Source organism: Phenylobacterium sp., assembly GCF_016793285.1.
In the GTDB taxonomy this organism is placed as follows: Bacteria; Pseudomonadota; Alphaproteobacteria; order Caulobacterales; family Caulobacteraceae; genus Phenylobacterium.
On record NZ_JAEUMO010000099.1, the window covers coordinates 1 to 20,234 of the forward strand.

Sequence of the window (20,234 nt, forward strand, 5' to 3'; positions counted from 1 at the left end):
GCGCCAACCTGGACGACCTGAGCCCGGTCGAACTCGCGGCCGTGATGCGCAAGGTGACGTCCGAACGGCCGAACGATGCCGAGGGCCTGCGGCTGCTGGGCATGGTGGAAAGCGCGTCCGACAATCCGATCGCCGCGATCCGGGCGCTCAGGCGCGCCGCCCAGCTCGCGCCGGGCAACGTCGACATCTGGCGTCAGCTCGGCGAGGCCGAGGTGGTGGCCGGCGGCGGCAAGATCGGCGACGGCGCCAGGCTCGCCTTCGGCCGGGTGCTGGCGCTCAGCCCCGGCGATGCGGGCGCCCGGTTCTACCTGGCGCGCGGCAAGGCCGAGGCGGGCAAGGCGGTCGAGGCGGCCGGCGACCTGCAGGACCTGCTGGCCGGGATGCCCCCGGGCGATCCGCGCCGCGCGGTCGTGGAGCGGGAGCTGGCCAACGTCCAGGGCCGCCCGGCCGCGCCGACCGCCGATCCGCAGCAGCTCGCGATGATCCAGGGCATGGTGGCCGGGCTGGCGGCCAAGATCGAGGCGGACCCGAACAATCCCGAGGGCTGGGTGCGGCTCGTTCGCGCCTATGCGGTCCTGGGCGATACTGCCAGACGCGATGCGGCCTACTCGAAGGCGCGCGCGCGATACGCGGGACAGCCCGCCATGCTGCAACAACTGGACGAGGCCGCCCGCGCGGAGACGATGCGATGAGCTTCCTGCCGAAATCCCGCAAGGCGCGGACCCGCCTCCTGCTCCTGTCGATCATCGCCCCCGTGGTGGTCGCCGCCGTCGGCCTGTCGCTGTGGGGCATGCGCGACTCGATCTCGCTGTTCTACACGCCGTCGCAGGCCGAGGCCGCGAACCCGCCGCCGGGACGCTCGATCCAGCTCGGCGGCCTCGTGACCGCGGGGTCGGTGCTCAAGCATCCCGACGGGCGCGTGGAGTTCACCGTCGCCGACCAGACGGCCTCGGACCGCGTCGTCTACCAGGGCGACCTTCCGGACCTGTTCCGCGAAGGACAGGGGATCGTCGCCGAGGGCTCGTACCGCAAGGACGGCGTCTTCGAGGCCAAGCGCGTGCTGGCCAAGCACGACGAGACCTACATGCCCAAGGCGCTGGCCGACGAACTGAAGGAAAAGGGCGAGTACCGCGGGGCCGGGACGACCTCGGCGGCCACCGGCGCGGGCGCGGGCCCCGGCCGATGATCGCGGAGATCGGCGCCTTCGCGCTGATCCTGGCGCTGGCGCTGTCCATCGCCCAGGCGGGGCTGTCGTTCGCGGCGCGCATGCGCCGCTCGAGCGCGCTGGCCGGAGCGGGCGAGGGCGCGGCGATCGCGGCGTTCCTGGGGGTGGCCGGGGCCTTCGCGGCCCTCATGCACGCCTTCGTCGCCTCGGACTTCTCGGTGGCGAACGTGGCGATGAACTCGCACTCGGAGAAGCCGCTGCTCTATCGCGTGGCCGGGACGTGGGGCAGCCACGAGGGCTCGATGCTGCTCTGGTGCCTGGCGCTGACCGGGTTCGGTGCGTCGGTCGCGGGGCTGGGCCGGACGCTGCCGCGGGGCCTGCGCGCGCTGACGGTGGGCGTGCAGGGGGTGCTGGGGACGGTGTTCCTGGCCTACACCGTCTTCGCCTCGAACCCGCTCGCGCGCGTGTTGCAGCCTCCGGTCGAGGGACGCTCGCTGAACCCGCTCCTCCAGGACCCGGCGCTCGCGGTGCATCCGCCGTTCCTCTACGCAGGCTATGTCGGCATGTCTGTCGTGTTCTCGCTGGCGGTCGCGGCGCTGATCGAGGGACGGGTGGATGCGGCCTGGTCGCGCTGGGTGCGGCCCTGGGCGCTGGCGGCGTGGAGCCTGCTGACGGTGGGCATCACGCTGGGGTCGTTCTGGGCCTACTACGAGCTGGGCTGGGGCGGCTGGTGGTTCTGGGACCCGGTGGAGAACGCCAGCTTCATGCCGTGGCTGATCGCCACCGCGCTGCTGCACTCGGCCATCGTCACCGAGAAACGCGGCGCGCTCGCCGGCTGGACCGTCTTCCTGGCGCTGGCGGCGTTCACCTTCTCGATGCTGGGCGCCTTCCTCGTGCGGTCGGGCGTGCTGACGAGCGTGCATGCGTTCGCGGTAGATCCGACGCGTGGCGTGTTGCTGCTCATCATCCTGGGGGTGACGTCGGGCTCGGCGTTCGGGCTCTTCGCGTGGCGGGCGCCGACGCTCGGCCGGGGCGGGATGTTCGCGCCCGTCAGTCGCGAGAGCGCGCTGGTCCTGAACAACATCCTGCTGGCGGCGGCGACGGCGACGGTGCTGCTGGGCACGCTCTATCCGCTGATCCGCGAGGCGATGTCGGGCGAGGCGATCTCCGTGGGGCCGCCCTACTTCAATCTCACCTTCACGCCGCTCATGGCGGTGTTGCTGGTCCTGCTGCCGATCGGGCCGCTGCTGGCCTGGAAGCGCGGCGACGCGGGCGGCGCGGCGAAGCGGCTGCAGGTCGCGGCGGCCGTGGCGGTCGTGGCTGCGCTGGTGGTGGGCCTGCTGGTCGCGCCGCGCAGCACCTGGGGCGCGCTGGGCGTGGGGCTGGGGGGCTGGCTGATCGCCGGCGCGCTGGCCGAGATCGCCGAACGCACGCGGGCGTTCCGCGTCCCCGGGGCCGAGACGTGGCGGCGCCTCACCGGCCTGCCGCGGGGGGCGTGGGGCATGACGCTGGCGCACCTGGGCCTGGGCGTGTTCGTGCTGGGCGCGGTGTTCGAGGTGTCGTGGAAGGTCGAGGCGGCCGAGGCCCTGCCGGTGGGCGGCGCGCTGGACGTGGGCGGCTACCATGTGCGCCTGGCCGACGTCCGGGGCGTGAACGGCCCCAACTACGACGCCGACCGCGGGACCGTGGTCGTCACGCGCGCCGGCGCCCCGGTGTGCGAGGTCCGGCCCGAGCGTCGGCTCTACCTGGTGGGCGGCCAGACGACCTCGGAGGTCGGCATCTGCTACCGCGGCCTCAGCCACCTCTACATCGTGCTGGGCGAGCATCGCGACGGCGGCACGTACCTCGTCCGCGCCTACTGGAACCCCTGGGCCAGCCTGATCTTCATCGGGCCGGTCGTCATGGGGCTGGGCGGACTGGTTTCGCTGTCGGACCGTCGCCTTCGGCTGGGCGTCGGGCGGCGGCGAAAGGCGCCGGCGACATGAGGCTGCGCGCCGCTCTCGCGGCCCTGGCCGGGGTCTTCTGCCTCGCCGCGGCGTCGGACCCCGCCGAGCGGTTGCCCGACCCCGGACAGGAGGCGCAGGCGCGCGCCATCTTCCGCGACGTGCGCTGCCTCGTCTGCCAGAACGAGTCGATCGACGACAGCGAGGCGGAACTCGCCCACGACCTGCGCCAGATCGTGCGCGAGCAGGTCAAGGCGGGCCGTTCGGACGCCGAGATCAAGCGCTTCCTCACCGACCGCTACGGGGAATTCGTGTTGCTGACGCCCTCGTGGTCGGCCGGCAACCTGGCCCTCTGGGGCGGTCCGTTTCTCGTGTTGATCCTCGGCGCGGCGCTGCTTTTCGCGAGGCTGCGCAACCGGACGCCCGAGGCCGAATTGACAGATGTGGAACTCGAGCGGCTCAGCTCGATTTCCAAGGACGAAACACCCTGACACCTTCCCGCCCCGAAATGGTCGTGAAGCGGTTCCTAGGGTGGATTGAAAGTAACTTGCGGGGGCGTTGCACTTCGGTGCATCCGACCTAGGTTGTTTGGGCGCGGTTCGACCCCGGAGACAGGGGTGCGCGCAGGGAAACGAAGACTGATGACTTCCAAGAAGACGGGTTACCTGCTGGGCGCCGTGGCCGGCGCGGGTGTGATGGCTGCCGCCGTGGCGGGCGCGGGCATGCGATTGCCGTCCGCCCATGCCGAAATGGCCCCGGGCGGCCTGATCAAGGCCTCGACCGCTCCGATCTTCGCGCCGCCTCCGGGCGCGCCGATGTCGTTCGCCGACATCTTCGACCGCGTGTCGCCGGCCGTGGTGTCGATCAACGTGACCAGCCGCGTCGAGGCCGGCGCGCTGAGCCGCATCCCCGGCCTCCCGTTCGGCATAATCCCGCGCGGGCCCCAAGGGGGTCCCGGGGGCGGCCAGGACGACGACGATGGTCCCGGCGCCGGCGACCAGGGCGGCCGCACCGATCGGGGCCAGCCGCGCCTGCCGACCCAGCAGTCGTCCGGCTCTGGCTTCTTCATCTCGGCCGACGGCTACATCGTCACCAACAACCACGTCGTCGAGAACGCCGAGACCATCAAGGTCGTGCTCAAGGACGAGACCGAGCTGGACGCCGAGGTGGTGGGCCGCGACGAGGCGACCGACCTGGCGGTGATCCGCGTGAAGAACCGCCGCGGGCCGTTCCCCTATGTGAACTTCGAGAACGCCGGCAAGCCGCGTGTGGGCGACTGGGTGATCACGGTCGGCAACCCGTTCGGCCTGGGCGGCACTGCCACGGCCGGCATCGTCTCGGCCTACGGCCGCGACATCGGCGAGACCTTCGTCGACTACATCCAGATCGACGCCCCCATCAACCGGGGCAACTCGGGCGGCCCGACGTTCGACGTCTACGGCCGGGTGATCGGCGTGAATACGGCGATCTTCTCGCCGTCGGGCGGCTCGGTCGGTATCGGCTTCGCGATCCCCTCGGAAGTGGCCGAGGCGGTGACCAAGCAGCTCATCAGCGGCGGCAAGATCGAGCGCGGCTACATCGGCGCCACGATCCAGAACTTCACCGCCGAGATGGCCGAAGCCCAGGGCCTGGGCGACCAGAAGGGCGCGATCGTTTCGGACCTGTCCCCCGGCGGCCCCTCGCAGCGCGCCGGAATGCAGGTGGGCGACGTGGTGGTGGCGGTCAACGGCGTTATCGTGAAGTCCAGTTCGGATCTCACCCGCCAGGTCGCGCGCGTGCGGGCCGGCGAGATGCTGCACCTCGACGTGATCCGCGACGGCAAGCGGCGCACGGTGGACATCCGGTCGGGCACGCGCCCATCCGAGCGTGAACTGGCGGCCAACGACAACAGCGGTCGCGGCGGCAGTGGCGGCGGCGCTCCCGGCGGGGCGGCTGCGCCGCGGGCCCCGGTGCTGGGCATGTCGCTGAGCCCGCTGGACGACGGCGCACGCAACCGGCTGAACCTGCCCGCCGAGGTTCGCGGCGCCCTGGTCGACAGTGTCGATCAGGCGTCGGATGCGGGCGCCAAGGGCCTGCGCCGCGGCGACGTGATCACGCTGGCCAACGGCCGCCCGATCGCGGGCGCCACCGATTTCGCCGCCGTGGTCGACGCCGCCAGGAAGGCCGGCCGCAGCAGCGTCGTCGTGGGCGTCTACCGCGCCGGCCGCACCGCCTTCCTGCCGATCAAGGTTTCGGGGTAGATTCCCCGCTCTTGCTGGGCGGGAATCACATGCGGATACTGATCGTCGAGGACGACCTGGAGGCGGCTGAAGCCATGGCGCGCGGCCTGACCGAGGCCGGCCACGACTGCGTCCGCGCCGCCGACGGCGAAGAAGGCCTGGCCGCGGCGCGCGACGCCGAGTTCGATGTCATGGTCGTCGACCGCATGATGCCGAAGATGAACGGCGTGCAACTCGTCGAGAGCCTGCGCCGCGAGGGCGACAGGACGCCCGTCCTGTTCCTGTCGGCGCTGGGCGAAGTGAGCGACCGCGTCGACGGCCTCCAGGCGGGAGGCGACGACTACCTCGTGAAGCCCTACGCCTTCCCCGAGCTGATCGCCCGGATCGAGGCGCTCAACCGGCGGCGCGACACCGGTTCGGTGCAGACCCTGCTCAAGGTGGGCGAACTGGAGATGGACCTGATCGCGCGCACGGTCCACCGCCAGGGCAAGGAGATCGACCTCCAGCCGCGCGAGTTCCAGCTTCTGGAATTCATGATGCGCCACGCCGGACAGTCGGTGACGCGCACGATGCTGCTCGAGAAGGTCTGGCACTATCACTTCGACCCGCAGACCAACGTGATCGACGTGCATATCAGCCGTCTGCGTTCGAAGATCGACAAGGGCTTCGACCGGCCGATGCTGCAGACCGTGCGCGGCGCGGGCTACCGGCTCGACGCGTAAGCGCCGCCCATGGCGGTGAAGCTGCCACGCATCTTCCGGACCACCCCTTTCCGGCTGACGCTGCTGTTCCTCGCGCTGTTCGCGAGCGCGGCCTCGGCGTTCCTGGCCTACATCTACGTGGCGACGGCGGGCGAAACGACCCGGCGCACCGACCGCGAGATCCAGCGCGAAATGCGCAGCCTGGTCGACGTCTACAACCGCGCCGGGCTGAACGCGGTGAACCAGTCGCTGATCGAGCGGGCGGCGAGCGAGAAGCCGTTCCTCTACCTGCTGCTGACCAAGGACGGCCGGCGCATCTCGGGCTCGATCGAGGAGAGTCCGGTGGAGAACTTCACCGGCGCGCCGGCCAAGGCGACGTTCCAGGTCACCGACGTCGACGCCGAGGGACGCGAGCTGAAGCACCCGGCGCGCGGGTTGCAGGAGCGGCTGTCGGGCGGCGAGATCCTGTTCGTGGGCGCCGACGCCGGCGAGGACGAGGCCTACGTGAACCGGATCGTCCGGGCGTTGCAGGCGGCGGGGCTGCTCGTGGTGCTGCTGGGCCTGGCCGGCGGCGTGCTCGTGAGCCGCAACGTCTCGCGCACCATGATGAGTCTGATCGAGGTGGTGGAGCGGGTGCGCAACGGCGAGCAGGGCGTGCGCGCCCGGGTCCGCGGCGCCCGCGACGAGTTCGACGAACTGGCGCAGGGCGTCAACGACATGCTGGACCGCCTGGAACGCTCGATGCAGGGCCACAAGCACGCCGGCGACGCCATCGCCCACGACCTGCGCTCGCCGCTGACCCGGCTGCGCGCGCGGCTGGAGGCGGCGTACATCGACGTGGAGGCCGGCAAGGGCGATCCTGAGGAGGCGCTGGCGCAGGCGGTGTCCGACACCGACGGCGTGCTGAAGACGTTCGGCGCGGTGCTGTCGATCGCGCGACTGCAGGCGGCGGGCGAGGCGCCGAATCCGGTGCTCTTCGACCCCGCAGAACTGGCCGCCGACATGAGCGAACTCTACGAGCCGGTCTGCGAGGACAAGGGCATCGACTTCTCGGCCGAACTGACCAGGGAGCTGACGGTGCGCGGGAACAAGGAGTTCCTGGCGCAGGCGCTGGCCAACATCCTCGACAACGCCGTGAAATACACCCCGGAGGGCGGGGCCATCATGCTGCGCGTGCGGCGGCGCTCGTCGGGCGAGGTCGAGTACTCCGTCACCGACACCGGCGCCGGCGTGCCGGACGAGGACCGGCAGCGGGTGATCCAGCGGTTCGTGCGCCTGGAGAACAGCCGCAACGAGCCGGGCGCGGGGCTGGGGCTGTCGCTTGTGGCCGCCGTCGCCGAGGCGCATGGCGGGCGGCTCGAGCTGTCTGAGGGACCGGGCAAGGTCGGCGAGATGGGCCCCGGCCTGCGTGTGGCCTTCGTACTCCCCCGGGCTTAACGGCCCACCGGTTGCCTCCGGGCTCGCCACGATGCGCGGAAATTCTGAGCCGTGCGGGCCCTCGGGCCCGTGTCCTCAGGGCTTTCCTTACCCGGTGTTCTATGTTGAGCGGGATCACGACGTAGATGTGCTCCGCGTCCTGCATGGACGGCGCGACATCCCCTCACTCATGGAGCGCTGATTGCCCCTCTCAGCTCACCTCAGACCCTGCGGCCCTGTCGTCGACGCCAAGGCGGCGGAGCGGGCGCGGGAGATCGTCGCCGACCGGATCTGGACGCCGGACCTGGAGGCGGCGTGGCCGGCGCTGGCGCCGGTGTTCGGGGCCTCGGCCTATCTGGCCAGCCTGGCGCGGCGCAATCCTGAGCGGCTGGCGTCGCTGCTGGCGGACGATCCGGACGCGCGGCTAGCCGACATCCTGGCGCGCACGGCTGCCGTGGCCGAGCTGCCGCCACGCGAGGCCGAGGCGCCGCTGCGGCTGCTGAAGCAGGAGCTGCACCTGCTGACGGCGCTCTGCGACCTCGGCGGCGTCTGGGACCTCGACAACGTGACCGGGGCGCTCACCCGGTTCGCCGACGCTTCGGTGGCCGCGGCGCTGAGCTCGGTGGCGCGGGGCGAGCTGGACGCAGGCCGGCTGACGCGGCTGGGCGAGGGGGCGCAGGGGCCCGTGCCGGGCTGGTTCTGCATCGCCATGGGCAAGCAGGGCGCGTTCGAGCTGAACTACTCGAGCGACATCGACGTCTCGGTCTTTTTCGAGCCCGGGCCGCTGGCGGAGGTGCTGGCCGAGGGGCAGGAGGTGCTGGCGTTCGCCGTGCGGGTGACGCAGCGGCTGTCGGAGCTGATGCAGGCCAAGACGGCGGACGGCTATGTCTTCCGGATGGACCTGCGGCTACGGCCCGATCCGTCCTCGACGCCGCCCGCCGTGCCCGTGCCGGCGGCGCTGGAATACTACGAGACCGTCGGCCAGAACTGGGAACGGGCGGCGTTCATCAAGGGGCGGGCCTGCGCGGGCGACATGGCGGCGGCGCAGACGTTCCTGAACGAGCTGCAGCCCTACATCTGGCGCAAGAACCTCGACTTCGCCGCCATCGCCGACATCCACTCGATCAAGCGCCAGATCCACGCCCACAAGGTCGACGAGCGCGTTTCGGCCAAGGGCGTCGACCTGAAGCTCGGCCGGGGCGGCATCCGCGAGATCGAGTTCTACGTCCAGACACAGCAACTGATCCTGGGCGGGCGGCATCCCGAACTGCGCAGCAACCGCACGCTGGACGCGTTGCAGGCGCTGGCCGCCGAAGGACACGTCACCGCGGCGGCGGCCGCCGAACTGACGGGCGCATACCGCCTGCTCCGCGCGGTCGAGCATCGCATCCAGATGTTGGAGGACGAGCAGACGCACCGGCTTCCGGAGTCGGACGCCGAGCGCAGGCGCGTCGCGGCGCTGACGGGGCCGGAACCGCTGCGCAGCTTCGACGCCACGATCACGCGCACGCTGAAGGCGGTGAACGCCCGCTACGGCGAACTGTTCGCCGAGGAGGAGCAGCTATCGTCGAAGTTCGGCAGCCTGGTGTTCACCGGCGTCGACGACGACCCCGAGACGCTGGCGACGCTCAAACGGATGGGCTTTTCCAGTCCGGAGCGCGTCTCGCAGACCATCCGGGCGTGGCACCACGGCCATGTGGCGGCGACGCGCACCGAGCGGGGTCGCGAGCTGTTCACGCGGCTCGCGCCGCGGCTGCTGGACGCGGCGAATGCGACGGGCGCGCCCGAGGCGGCGTTCAACCGTTTCTGCGACTTCTTCGGCGGGCTCTCGACGGGCGTGCAACTGCAGTCGCTGTTCCTGGCGCAGCCGAAGCTGTTCGAGCTGGTGGTGCAGGTGCTGGCGTTCGCGCCGCGGCTGGCGGCGACGCTCGGGCGGCGCCCGGCGGCGATCGACGCGATGCTGGATCCGGACTTCTTCGCCCCGATCGAGATCGAGGCCGAGCGGGCAGACATGGCGCGCGCCGTCGCCCACGCCGACGGCTTCGAGGCCGCGATGGACATCGTGCGCCGCATCCACCGCGAGCAGGTGTTCCGCGTCGGCGTGCAGGTGATGAGCGGGGCGGCGACGGCCGAGGTGGCCGGCCGGGCGTTCGCCGACCTGGCCGACGTGTCGCTGGGCGTGCTGGCGCCCGCGGCGCTGGCGGAAGCGGTGCGGATCGGCGGCGCGTTCCCGGGCGAAGTGGCGGTCGTGGCCCTCGGGAAGGCGGGCTCGCGCGAGATGAGCGCCACCTCCGACCTGGACCTGATGACGCTCTACCGGGCCGACGACGCGACGGCGATGTCGGAGACCAGGGGCTGGGATGCGTCAACCTTCTACGGCCGGTTTACCCAGCGCCTGATCGCGGCGCTGTCGTCGCCGACCGCGGAGGGCCAGCTCTACGAGGTGGACATGCAGCTACGTCCCTCCGGCACAAAGGGGCCGGTGGCGGTGAGCTTCCCGGCCTTCCACCACTACTACGAGGGCGAGGCCGAGACCTGGGAGCTGCTGGCGCTGACCCGGGCGCGGGTGGCGTGGGCGACGTCCGACGCATTCGCGGCCGACTGCCAGGCGGCGATCGAGGCGGCGCTGCGCCGGCCGAGGGACGCGAGGAAGACCGCGAGGGACGTGCGCGAGATGCGGACGCTGCTGGAGCAGGAGCGCCCGCCGAAGGGCCCCTGGGACCTCAAGCTGGGTCCCGGCGGCATGGTCGACATCGAGTTCGCCGCCCAATTCCTCCAGCTCGTCCACGCCGGCGTCGGCGGGCCCCTCTCTCCGAACACGGCCACGGCGCTCGCCGCGTTCGGCGAGGCGGGACTGGCGGACCCGGGCGCGCTCGCTGCGCTCGGTAACGCGTGGCGGTTGCAGCAGGACCTGACGCAGCTCCTGAAGGTCGCGCTGGGCGACAATCCCGAGCCGGATTCGGAGCCGAAGGCGTTCCAGGCGCTGCTGGCGCGGGCGGGAGGGGTGAAGACCTTCAAGGCCCTGCAAGGCCGGCTGGCGGAGGCGCAGAAGGCGGCGCGGGCCGGCTATCTAGCCCTGGTGAAGGCCTGACGACGGAAACCGCCGGCGACGGCGTGGAAGAGGTCAGGGCGGGGCGCCCAGCTACCCGAGGACTCATGACGCGCATTCTTCTCGCCGCGGCCGCCGCCGCTCTCCTGGCCACCTCGGCGCAGGCTCAGCCCGCGCCGGGCGGGCGCGAACCGCGGAATCCGGACGCCGACAAGGACGGCAAGGTCACGCTGGCCGAATTCAAGGCTTCGCAGGCCAAACGGCAGGACCGCATGTTCGCCCGGATGGACACGAACAAGGACGGCAGGATCACCCAGGCCGAGATGGACGCCGCGCGCAAGGCGGCCGACGCCGCGGGGCGCGGGGGACCCGGTGGCGGTGGCGGGGCGAGCATGCTCGCCCGGCTCGACACGAACAAGGACGGCGCGCTCACCAAGGCCGAGATGGGCGCCATGTCCGAGCGGCGCTTCAAGGCGGCCGACAGCAACAACGACGGCTGGCTCTCGAAGGGCGAGCTGCTCACAATGCGGCAGGGCATGCGTGGCGGCGCCGGTTCGCAATAGCGTCGCCGCCGCGGGCGAGGTCAGGCCAGAGAGCGGTGGACAAGGGCGATCCGGACGAGGAGCTCGTGTCGCGTGTGGCCCGGGGCGACCCGGCGGCCGCGCGCTCGCTCGTCGCCCGGAAGCTGCCTCGCCTGCTCTCGCTGGCCGGCCGCATCCTCGGCGACGGCGCGGAGGCCGAGGACGTGGCGCAGGAAGCCTTCGTGCGCATCTGGAAGCAGGCGCCCAGGTGGACGCCGGGCACAGCCCGGTTCGACACCTGGCTGCACCGCGTGGCGCTGAATCTCTGCTACGACCGCCTGCGCCGCCGGCGCGAGCTGAGCTACGCCGAGCCGCCCGAGCGGCCGGACGAGGGACCGGGGCCGGATCGCGGCCTGCTGGCGGCGGACACCGGGCGTCGCGTCTCCGCCGCGCTCCAGGCGCTCCCCGAGCGGCAGCGCGAGGCGGTGGTGCTTTGCCACTACCAGGAGCTCGGCAACATCGAGGCTGCGGCGGTCATGGGCATCAGCGTCGAGGCGCTGGAAAGCCTGCTGGGCCGTGGCCGCCGCGCGCTGCGGACCGCACTGATTGACCTGAAGGAGACGTGAGGACGGCATGACTCCGGATCGTTTCGAGACCCTCGCAGAGGCCTGGGGCGGCGAGGTCGCCCGCTGGCCGGCCGCCGAACGCGAGGCGGCGGCAACATTGATGGCGGAACAGCCGGCGTGGGCCAGCGCGATACTGGCCCGCGCCGGTGACCTGGACGCCGCGCTGGACGTGTTCGCGGCGCCGCGTGCGAGCGGGGCGCTGGCCGAGCGGATCGTGGCCGGGGCGCCGAAGCCGCGGGCTGCTCGCTGGGTCGGCTGGCTGATCCCGGTCGGGATGGGCGCGGGGCTGGCCGCGGCCTGCGCAGCGGGCGTGCTGGTGGGGGCGCAGGTCTCCGCGCCGGCCGCGGGCGCCGCCTCGGACACCGACGCGCTGGTCACGGCCGTCAGCGCCGACGACTTCAGCCTCTACGACGAGGACGCGTGATGGTGACGCGCACCACCTGGCTCGCGGGGGCGCTCTTCGCGTCGCTGGCCCTGAACGTCTTCGTCGGCGGCGCCTTCCTGGGCGCGCACCTGACCGCGAGGGAACAGCCTCAGCCGCCCGCCGCGCCCGGCCCGCGCAACCCGGTGGCCACCGCCGTCGCCACGCTGTCGCCGGAGACGCAGGCGCTGTGGCGCCGGCAGATGCCGCAGTACGCTGCGACCTACGGCCCGAAGATGCGCGAGGCCCGCCGGCTGTCGCGCCAGACCATGCACAGCTTCGGCGCCGAGTCCTTCGACGACGACGGGGCGATCGAGGACCTGGCGCGGGCGCGCGCCCTGGAGTTCGAAAGCCGCAACGCCATGGACCGCAAGCTGGTGGAGTTCGCCGCGAACCTCCCCCGGGCCGAACGCGCCCGCTTCGGCGAAGCGTTGGCCCGCCCCCCTCTACGCGGCGGCCGCCCCCGGAATGGCGTTCGGCCGGCTCTGGAGGAGCGGTAGGGCGAAGCTGGCGGTGGTGCCCTGGCCGGGGGCGCTCTTGAGGTCGAGCAGGCCGCCGTGCATCTCGACCAGGGACTTGGTGAGGGCGAGGCCGAGCCCCGTGCCCTGAGTGGTCTTGGAGTGCTGGCTCTCGACCTGCTCGAACGGGCGCGCGAGGCGCTCGAGGTCCTGGGCCGAGATGCCGATGCCGGTGTCGTGGACGCTGATCTTCACACGCTGGCCCAGCGGGTCGTCGCGCAGTTCGGCCGCCACGGTGATCTTGCCGCCGCGCGGGGTGAACTTGATGGCGTTGGAGAGCAGGTTCAGAAGGATCTGCTTCACGGCGCGGTGGTCGGCCTCGACGTCGGGCAGGTCCACGAAGTCGAGCGCCAGCGCCAGTCCCGCGGACTCGGCGCGGTTGCGCACCAGGCGGATGGCGTCCTCGGCGATCTCCTCGACGCAGATCGGCTCGAACCGGAGGTTCAGTTTGCCGGCCTCGATCTTGGCCATGTCGAGGATGTCGTTGATGAGCGCCAGCAGGTGCTGGCCGGAACTGAGGATGTCCTTCGAGTAGTCGCGGTAGCGAGCGTCGCCCAGCGGCCCGAACAGCTCGCCTGACATGATCTCGGAGAAGCCGTTGATGGCGTTGAGCGGCGTGCGCAGCTCGTGGCTCATGTTGGCCAGGAAGTCGCTCTTGGCCTGGTTGGCGGCCTCGGCGCGGATCTTCTCGGCCTCGTACTTGCGAGCGAGTTCGGAGAGTTGCTCCTGGCTGAGCTCGAGGTTGGTGACCGCACGGCGGAGTTCCTCCTCCTTGATCCGGCGAGCCTCCTCCTGGGTCTTCAGCACGGTGATATCGGCGGCGGTGACCACCAGGCCGCCATCCGAGGTCGGGCGTTCCGAGATCTGCACCCAGCGGCCGTCGGTGAGTTCGGCTTCGCGCACGCCGCGACGGCCGCCCGGCGCGGGATACTCCTGGCGGATGGCGAGCCGGGCGGCGCGCTCCACCTGCTCGCGGCCGACGCCGGCCCGCAGGATCTCGGGGTCGAGCTGGAAGTAGCTGCGGAAGTTCTTGTTGCACATGACCAGGCGGCCGTTCCTGTCCCACAGGACGAAGGCCTCCGACGTGCTTTCGATGGCGTCGCGCAGGCGGCTCTCGGCGGACTGCGCGCGGGCCTGGGCCAGCCGCTCCTCGGTGACGTCGAGGGCCACCCCGATGATGCGGGCGAAGCCGCCCTCGGGGCTCTCGCCGAACCCACGGCCGCGGAAGTCGATCCATACGGGCCGCGCGCCGGCGATCGGCGGCACGCGGAAGCTGACGTCGAAGTCGCCGTAGATGGCGGCGGTGGCCAGCGCCTCGCGCATGTCGTCGCGGTGGCCCGGGGCCACGCGGTCCAGCACCTGCTGCCCCTCCACTTCGCCCGAGCGCCAGCCGAAGAGGGCGGCGGTCACCTCGGACATGAAGATCTTGTCGGCCGCCAGGTCCCACTCCCAGATGCCGCAGCGGGCGGCTTCGACAGCGGTGCGGAAGCGCTGCTCGGAGTCGCTGCGCATCTGCCGGACGCGCTCGACACGCCGCATCTCGCGGATCAGCAGGGCCGCCAGGCCGATGGCGGCGAGCAGGGGCGCGAGAAACCAGGCCAGCAGCTCCGCCTGTCCCGGCGTCGCCTGGAGGAACCGCGTCACGCCCAGCCCGCCCACGGCGGCGAGGACGACGACGGCGGCCTGGATGGTGCGCAGGTTGTAGGGGCGTTCGGGCGCGCGCGGACGGCTACGCCGCTCGGGCGTCACCCCCGCAAGACCCTGCCCCCCGCGTTCGGCCAAAGCCGCCGCTCCTTCACGTCCTCCCGCGGCCGGCGACCCGACGTGCCGGCTGAGCGGAAGGCTAAGCTGCTTTGCCCACGGTGGTCACCACGGGCGGTTGTCGCATCAGTTGAGCGCGCGAGTGGCCAATTCGTAAACATTCTTCGAGAGTCCCTCGACCGCGACGATCCGCTCCAGTTCGGCCTTCATCAGCTTGCCCAATTCGGGGTCGAGCCGCTTCCAGCCGCCCAGTGGATCGACGAGGCGCGCCGCCGTCATGGGGTTGAAGCGGTCGACGGCGATGATCTGGTCCGCCAGGAACCGGTAGCCCGCGCCGCTGGGGTCGTGGAAGCGGACCGGATTGAAGTTGGCGAAGCTGGACACCAGGGCCCGCAGGCGGTTGGGGTTCTTCTCGTCGAAGGCCGGGTGGGCGGTCAGCGCCAGGATGCGGCCCAGCGCCTCCTCGTTCGGATCGCGCGCCTGCAGCGCGAACCACTTGTCGATGACGAGCGGCTCGGTCTTCCAGCGCTCGTAGAAGTCGCTCAGCGCCGCCTCATAGGCTGCGCCGCCGATCAGCATCAGCGCGTTCAGGCCGCCGATTGTGTCGGTCATGTTCACCGCGGCGCGGTAGTGGCCGTCGGCGATGTCGGCGATGTCGTTGCGCGGATTGGCGGCCATCAGCTCCAGGCAGGCGTTGCGCAACGCGCGGCGGCCGGCCCCGGCGGCGTCGGGCGAGAACTCGCCCAGGTCCTGCAGGCCGGTGTGCAGCCGGCGCAGCTCGCCGTTCAGGTGCAGCGCCAGGCGCAGGCGCAGCGCATCGCGGGCCTCGTGGATCGCCGCCGGGTCGACCGGCTGGCGCAGCAGCGCGAGGTCGGTCTCGGCGGGCAAGCTCAGCAGCAGGGCCTTGAAGGCGTTGTCCGACGCCTGGTCGACTAGCGCGCGGCCGACGGCCTCGGCATAGCGTTCCTCGCCCACCTCGTTCGGCTTGCCGGCGGCGCGGGCGAGGATGAGGTCGGCGGCGAGGTCCTGGCCGGCCTCCCAGCGGTTGAAGAGATCGGCGTCGGCGGCGAGCTGGACGTAGCGCTCCTTGGGGTCGGCGTCGGTCTTCATGACCACGGGCGCCGAGAAGCCGCGCAGCGCCGAGACGACCGGCAGGCTGTCGACGCCGGTGAGGGTGACGGTGAGTTCGGGCCGGTCGAGGACGATCACCGTCTCGTCCAGCGCGGTCCCGTCGCGCTCGAAGGCCAGGGTGCGGCCCTCGTGGTCGATGAGGCCCACGGTGACCGGGATCGGCACCGGGCGCTTGTCGGGCTGTCCGCTGGTGGGCGGGTTGGTCTGGGTGAGCTTCAGCTCCAGAGACTTCGCGCCCTCGTCGTAGCGGCCTTCGACGGCGATGCGCGGCGTGCCGGCCTGTTCGTACCAGGCGAAGAAGCCGGAGAGGTCTCGGCCCGACGTCTCGGCGAAGCACCTGATGAACTCCTCGACGGTGGTGGCGTGGCCGTCCCAGCGGTGGAAGTAGAGGTCCATGCCCTTCCGGAACGCCTCGGCCCCGATCAGGGTCTTGAGCATGCCGATGACCTCGGAGCCCTTCTCGTAGATCGTCGCCGTGTAGAAGTTCTCGATCTTCATGTAGGCGTCGGGGCGGACCGGGTGGGCCAGCGGGCCCTGGTCCTCGGCGAACTGGCGCATGCGAAGCGCCTTCACGGCCTTGATGCGGGCGACGGCCTCGCCGCGCATGTCGGCGCAGAAGCCCTGCTCGCGGAAGACCGTCAGGCCTTCCTTCAGGCAGAGCTGGAACCAGTCGCGGCAGGTGATGCGGTTGCCGGTCCAGTTGTGGAAGTACTCGTGCGCCACGACCGCCTCGATGCGCTCGTAGTCGACGTCGGTGGCGGTCGCCGGGTCGGCCAGCAGGAGCGAGGAGTTGAAGACGTTCAGCCCCTTGTTCTCCATGGCGCCGAAGTTGAAGTCGCGGACGGCGACGATCATGAAGAGGTCGAGGTCGTACTCGCGCCCGTAGGCCTCCTCGTCCCACTTCATCGAGCGCTTCAGCGCGTCCATGGCGTAGGTGGCGCGCGGCGCCATGCCGGGGTCGACGTAGATCTTCAGGTCGACGGTGCGGCCGCTCATGGTGGTGAGCTTGTCTTCCAGCACGTCGAGTTCGCCGGCCACCAGGGCGAAGAGGTAGCTGGGCTTGGGGAACGGGTCGCGCCAGACCGCGAAATGGCGGCCGTTCGGATAGCTGCCGTGCTGCACCAGGTTTCCGTTGGCCAGTAGCCGGTCGAACTTGCGGTCGGCCTCGATGTGGACGGTGTATTTCGAGAGCACGTCCGGCCGATCCGGCCAGAACGTGATCTTGCGGAAGCCCTCGGACTCGCACTGGGTGCAGAAGCGACCGCCCGACATATAGAGGCCTTCGAGGGCCTTGTTGTTCTCGGGGTCGATCTCGACCTCAGTCTCCAGCGTGAAGGCGTCGGGCAGATCGGGGATCGTCAGGAACTCGTCGTCGATGGTGTGCTCGCCGTCGCCGAGCGTGCGCCCGTCCACCGCCACCGAGATCGGCTTCAGCCGCTCGCCGTTGAAGACCAGCGGATCCCGGTGATCGCCGTTCCGTCGGACGCTGAGCTGGGCCTTCACCCGCGTCGTGTTGGGCTGAAGGTCGAACCTGAGTTCGACCTCGTCGACCAGGAACGCGGGCGGACGGTATTCGGAGAGCCGGATCGGCTGGGGGGTCTCGGTACGCATGGCCCCATCTAGGCGTGCGACTTGGGCGGCGCCAAGGCCGGTGTCGGCGGTGGGCGGCGCAGCGCGACCGGCTGGTTTCTCCCCATCCCGTCCGGTAGGCGACAGACGCGGGCCTACGTCGGTCCCAGAGTGCCGCCCGGGGCGACAGGTTCGGGGTTTCGGGGCGTTGGGGACCTACAGGATCTATCACGTCGCAAGCGGCGGCCGCCTTCGGCTGGGCGAGACGTTCCAGGCGTCGAGCGACGGCGAGGCGGTGATGAAGGCCCGCCTCCTGCTCGTGCGCGGCCAGTCAGGCGAGCTCTGGGAGGCCGGCCGCATCGTCGGGCGCTTCTCCGACACCCACACGTTCTCGCCGGGAGGCGGATGACGCCAGGTCACGCTTTCCATGGTCGCGTCGGGCGCGCAATGCTGCGGGCAGGTGGAAACGCGACGCGCCGGGGCAACCGGCGGAACGAGGGCCCGCAAGCCATGAATTTCGACTTCTCCGACGACCAGAAATTCCTGAAGAACGAGGCGCGGAAGTTTCTCGAGGCGAACTGCCCGACGAGCCGGGTGCGGAAGATCCTGGACGACGACGCCAAGGCCTACGACGAGGCGCTCTGGAAGGCCGTGGCCGGTCAGGGCTGGCTGGGCGCCGCGATTCCCGAAGAGCACGGCGGGCTGGGCCTGGGCCACATCGAACTCTGCGCCATCGCCGAGGAACTGGGCCGTGTGGTGGCGCCCATCCCGTTCGCGTCGACCGTCTACTTCCTGGCCGAGGCGCTGATGCTGGCCGGCTCCGACGCGCAGAAGGCGGCGCTGCTGCCCAGGATCGCGGCCGGCGAGGTGATCGGCTGCGTGGCGACGTCGGAAGGGCCGGGCGTGCTCAGCGCCTCGGCGATCCAGGCCAGCGTGAGCGGCGGCAGGCTTTCAGGGACCAAACTGCCGGTGACGGACGGCGACATCGCCACCCACGCGCTGGTGCTGGCGAAGGAGAACGGGCAGCCGGGACTGTTCCTGGTCAACCTGTCGGCCGGCGTGACGCGCGAGGCGCTGGCGACCCTCGATCCGACGCGCGATGCGGCCAAGCTGACGTTCAGCGGCGCGGCGGCCGAGCGGCTGGGCGCGGCGGGCGAGGGCCTGTCGCTGCTGGAACAGGTGACCGACCGTGCGGCCGTGCTGCTGGCGTTCGAGCAGTCTGGCGGGGCCGACAAGTGCCTGGAGATGGCCAAGGCCTATGCGCTGGAGCGCTACGCCTTCGGCCGCGTGATCGCGAGCTACCAGGCGATCAAGCACAAGCTGGCCGACATGTACGTGAAGAACGAACTGGCCCGCTCCAACGCCTACTACGGAGCCTGGGCGCTCAACACGAACGCGCCCGAGCTTCCGGTGGCCGCCAGCGCGGCGCGTATCGCCGCCAGCGAGGCCTTCTGGTTCGGGGCCAAGGAGAACATCCAGACCCACGGCGGCATCGGCTTCACCTGGGAGGTGGACGCCCACCTCTACTACCGCCGCTCGCGGCAACTCGCCCTGGTCGCCGGCGCGGCCCGGGTCTGGAAGGAACGACTGGTCAGCCACCTCGAACGCAGGAACGCCGCGTAATGGACTTCAACGACACGCCCGAAGAAGCCGCCTATCGCGCCGAAGCCCGCAAGTGGCTGGAGGCCAACGCGCCGAAGAAGGCCGTCGGCGGCGACGACCTGGAAGGCGGGACCAAGGACACCATGGCCGCCTCGAAGGCCTGGCAGGCGAAGAAGGCCGCGGCCGGCTACGCCCAGATCACCTGGCCGAAGGAATGGGGCGGGCCGGGCGGCACGCCGATCCAGCAGGTGATCTTCTCCGCCGAGGAGGCCAGGCACCCGGTGCCGCCGAACCCGTTCGCGATCGGGCTCGGCATGTGCGTGCCGACGGTGATGGCGTTCGCCGACGCCGAGACCAAGACGCGGTTCGTGGGGCCGGCGTTGCGCGGCGAGGAGATCTGGTGCCAGCTCTTCTCCGAGCCTTCGGGCGGCTCGGACGTGGCGGCGGCGCGGACCAAGGCCGTGAAGGCCGACGACGGCTCCGGCGACTGGATCATCTCCGGCCAGAAGGTGTGGACGACGGGAGCTCAGTTCTCGAGCTTCGGGATCGTCGTGGTGCGGACCGACCCGGATGTGCCCAAGCACAAGGGCATGACGATGTTCTGGGTCGACATGAGCGATCCGGGGATCGAGGTGCGGCCGATCCACCAGATGTCGGGCGGGTCGGGCTTCAACGAGGTGTTCTTCACCAACGTGCGGGTGCCGGACAGCCAGCGGCTGGGGGCGGTGGGCGACGGCTGGAAGGTGAGCCTCGTCACGCTGATGAACGAGCGGCTGGCGGTGGGCGGGTCGTCCGGCGCCGGCTGGGCCGAGTTCATGGAGGCCGCGCGCGGGCTGACGGGCCTCGATGGCGGGCCGGCGCTGAAGGACCAGGCGCTGCGCGAGAAGATCGCCGACTGGTACGTGCAGGCCGAGGGGCTGAAGCACACCCGCAACCGCACCATGACCGCGCTCAGCCGCGGCCAGACGCCGGGGCCGGAGAGCTCGATCGGCAAGGTCGTGGCGGCCACCCAGATGCAGGACCTCGCCAACAGCGCCGTCGAAATGCTGGATCAGTTCGGGATCATCAACGACCCGGCCCTGGCGCCGCTGAAGGGCGGCTTCCACGCCTCGCTGATGAGCGCGCCGGGCCTGCGGATCGCGGGCGGCACCGACGAGATCCTGAAGAACATCATCGCCGAGCGCGTCCTGGGTCTCCCCGGCGACATCCGCGTCGACAAGGACGTGGCCTTCAAGGATCTCCCGACCGGGCGCTAGGCCGTCAGCGCCAGGGGCGCGCGGTCGGCGCGGAGCTGGGTGTAGAGGCGGGCCAGCGCCTCGAAGGTGGCGTCCCAGCCGTGGCGGGTTTCGGCGCGGCGCCGGGCGGCCTGGGAGATGGCGGCGACGTCGCGGCCGAAGAGGGCGTCGAGGGCCTCGGCGAGGCCTGACGGTTCCACGTTCTGGGCGGGCTGACCCACGCTGTGGTCGATGAGTTCGCCCACGCCGCCGCGGTGCGAGCCGATCACCGGCAGGCCGGCGGCCATGGCCTCCAGCACGAAGAGGCCGAAGATCTCGTTCTCGTTGGCGTGCAGCGCCGCGTCGCAGGACGCCAGC

At 71.2% G+C, this 20,234-nt stretch carries 18 protein-coding genes; 15 read left to right on the forward strand and 3 right to left on the reverse strand.

What is annotated here, in order from left to right; all coding sequences use genetic code 11:
- From JNL41_RS10210 to JNL41_RS10265, 12 genes are all read left to right on the forward strand, one after another.
- The coding region (locus tag JNL41_RS10210) for a tetratricopeptide repeat protein (RefSeq protein WP_293474590.1) at positions 1-692 on the forward strand (692 nt) is incomplete at its 5' end.
- The gene (gene ccmE, locus JNL41_RS10215; RefSeq protein WP_293474591.1) at positions 689-1,186 is read left to right on the forward strand and encodes a cytochrome c maturation protein CcmE; all 498 of its coding nucleotides are present in this window, start codon (positions 689-691) and stop codon (positions 1,184-1,186) included. The genes JNL41_RS10210 and ccmE, both read left to right, overlap by 4 nt.
- Positions 1,183-3,150 (forward strand): heme lyase CcmF/NrfE family subunit, encoded by a 1,968-nt coding sequence (locus JNL41_RS10220; RefSeq protein ID WP_293474592.1) that lies wholly within the window; start codon positions 1,183-1,185, stop codon positions 3,148-3,150. Before ccmE ends, JNL41_RS10220 begins: the two co-directional genes overlap by 4 nt.
- Positions 3,147-3,599 (forward strand): cytochrome c-type biogenesis protein, encoded by a 453-nt coding sequence (locus JNL41_RS10225; RefSeq protein ID WP_293474593.1) that lies wholly within the window; start codon positions 3,147-3,149, stop codon positions 3,597-3,599. The genes JNL41_RS10220 and JNL41_RS10225 overlap by 4 nt, the downstream gene beginning before the upstream one ends.
- A 150-nt stretch (positions 3,600-3,749) precedes the next feature.
- On the forward strand, positions 3,750-5,348 hold the full coding sequence (locus JNL41_RS10230) for a Do family serine endopeptidase (RefSeq protein WP_293474594.1): 1,599 nt from the start codon (positions 3,750-3,752) through the stop codon (positions 5,346-5,348).
- A 29-nt stretch (positions 5,349-5,377) separates the two neighbouring features.
- Positions 5,378-6,049: a response regulator transcription factor gene (locus JNL41_RS10235; RefSeq protein ID WP_293474595.1), complete on the forward strand. Its 672-nt coding sequence runs from the start codon at positions 5,378-5,380 to the stop codon at positions 6,047-6,049.
- 15 nt (positions 6,050-6,064) lie between these two features.
- The gene (locus JNL41_RS10240) at positions 6,065-7,465 is read left to right on the forward strand and encodes a HAMP domain-containing sensor histidine kinase (protein ID WP_293474609.1); all 1,401 of its coding nucleotides are present in this window, start codon (positions 6,065-6,067) and stop codon (positions 7,463-7,465) included.
- 181 nt (positions 7,466-7,646) lie between these two features.
- Positions 7,647-10,535: a bifunctional [glutamine synthetase] adenylyltransferase/[glutamine synthetase]-adenylyl-L-tyrosine phosphorylase gene (locus tag JNL41_RS10245; protein WP_293474596.1), complete on the forward strand. Its 2,889-nt coding sequence runs from the start codon at positions 7,647-7,649 to the stop codon at positions 10,533-10,535.
- Between the two features lie 65 nt (positions 10,536-10,600).
- On the forward strand, positions 10,601-11,056 hold the full coding sequence (locus JNL41_RS10250; RefSeq protein ID WP_293474597.1) for an EF-hand domain-containing protein: 456 nt from the start codon (positions 10,601-10,603) through the stop codon (positions 11,054-11,056).
- Positions 11,053-11,640, forward strand: coding sequence for an RNA polymerase sigma factor (locus JNL41_RS10255; RefSeq protein ID WP_293474611.1), 588 nt, complete (start codon positions 11,053-11,055; stop codon positions 11,638-11,640). The genes JNL41_RS10250 and JNL41_RS10255 overlap by 4 nt, the downstream gene beginning before the upstream one ends.
- Before the next feature lie 7 nt (positions 11,641-11,647).
- Entirely contained in the window at positions 11,648-12,064 is a 417-nt protein-coding gene (locus tag JNL41_RS10260) for a hypothetical protein (protein WP_293474598.1), read from the forward strand.
- Positions 12,064-12,561, forward strand: coding sequence for a periplasmic heavy metal sensor (locus tag JNL41_RS10265; RefSeq protein WP_293474599.1), 498 nt, complete (start codon positions 12,064-12,066; stop codon positions 12,559-12,561). Before JNL41_RS10260 ends, JNL41_RS10265 begins: the two co-directional genes overlap by 1 nt.
- Here JNL41_RS10265 and JNL41_RS10270 read toward each other — a convergent pair.
- Both JNL41_RS10270 and pepN read right to left on the reverse strand, forming a co-directional pair.
- Positions 12,508-14,361, reverse strand: a complete 1,854-nt coding sequence (locus JNL41_RS10270; RefSeq protein ID WP_293474600.1) for an ATP-binding protein — start codon at positions 14,359-14,361, stop codon at positions 12,508-12,510. The two genes, JNL41_RS10265 and JNL41_RS10270, sit on opposite strands and share 54 nt — an antisense overlap.
- Before the next feature lie 105 nt (positions 14,362-14,466).
- A complete protein-coding gene (pepN, locus tag JNL41_RS10275) occupies positions 14,467-17,082 on the reverse strand; it encodes an aminopeptidase N (RefSeq protein ID WP_293474601.1) in 2,616 nt (871 codons plus the stop codon).
- Positions 17,083-17,248: 166 nt separating this feature from the next.
- Between pepN and JNL41_RS10280 the strand changes: the two genes are divergently transcribed.
- From JNL41_RS10280 to JNL41_RS10290, 3 genes are all read left to right on the forward strand, one after another.
- Positions 17,249-17,449, forward strand: coding sequence for a hypothetical protein (locus JNL41_RS10280; RefSeq protein WP_293474603.1), 201 nt, complete (start codon positions 17,249-17,251; stop codon positions 17,447-17,449).
- Positions 17,450-17,550: 101 nt separating this feature from the next.
- Entirely contained in the window at positions 17,551-18,663 is a 1,113-nt protein-coding gene (locus JNL41_RS10285) for an acyl-CoA dehydrogenase family protein (protein WP_293474604.1), read from the forward strand.
- Positions 18,663-19,898: an acyl-CoA dehydrogenase family protein gene (locus JNL41_RS10290; RefSeq protein WP_293474605.1), complete on the forward strand. Its 1,236-nt coding sequence runs from the start codon at positions 18,663-18,665 to the stop codon at positions 19,896-19,898. The genes JNL41_RS10285 and JNL41_RS10290 overlap by 1 nt, the downstream gene beginning before the upstream one ends.
- On the opposite strand, the gene JNL41_RS10295 is transcribed toward JNL41_RS10290, so the two are convergent.
- Positions 19,895-20,234, reverse strand: a 340-nt coding sequence (locus JNL41_RS10295; RefSeq protein ID WP_293474607.1) for a glycosyltransferase, incomplete at its 5' end; no start/stop codon positions are given. The genes JNL41_RS10290 and JNL41_RS10295 overlap by 4 nt on opposite strands.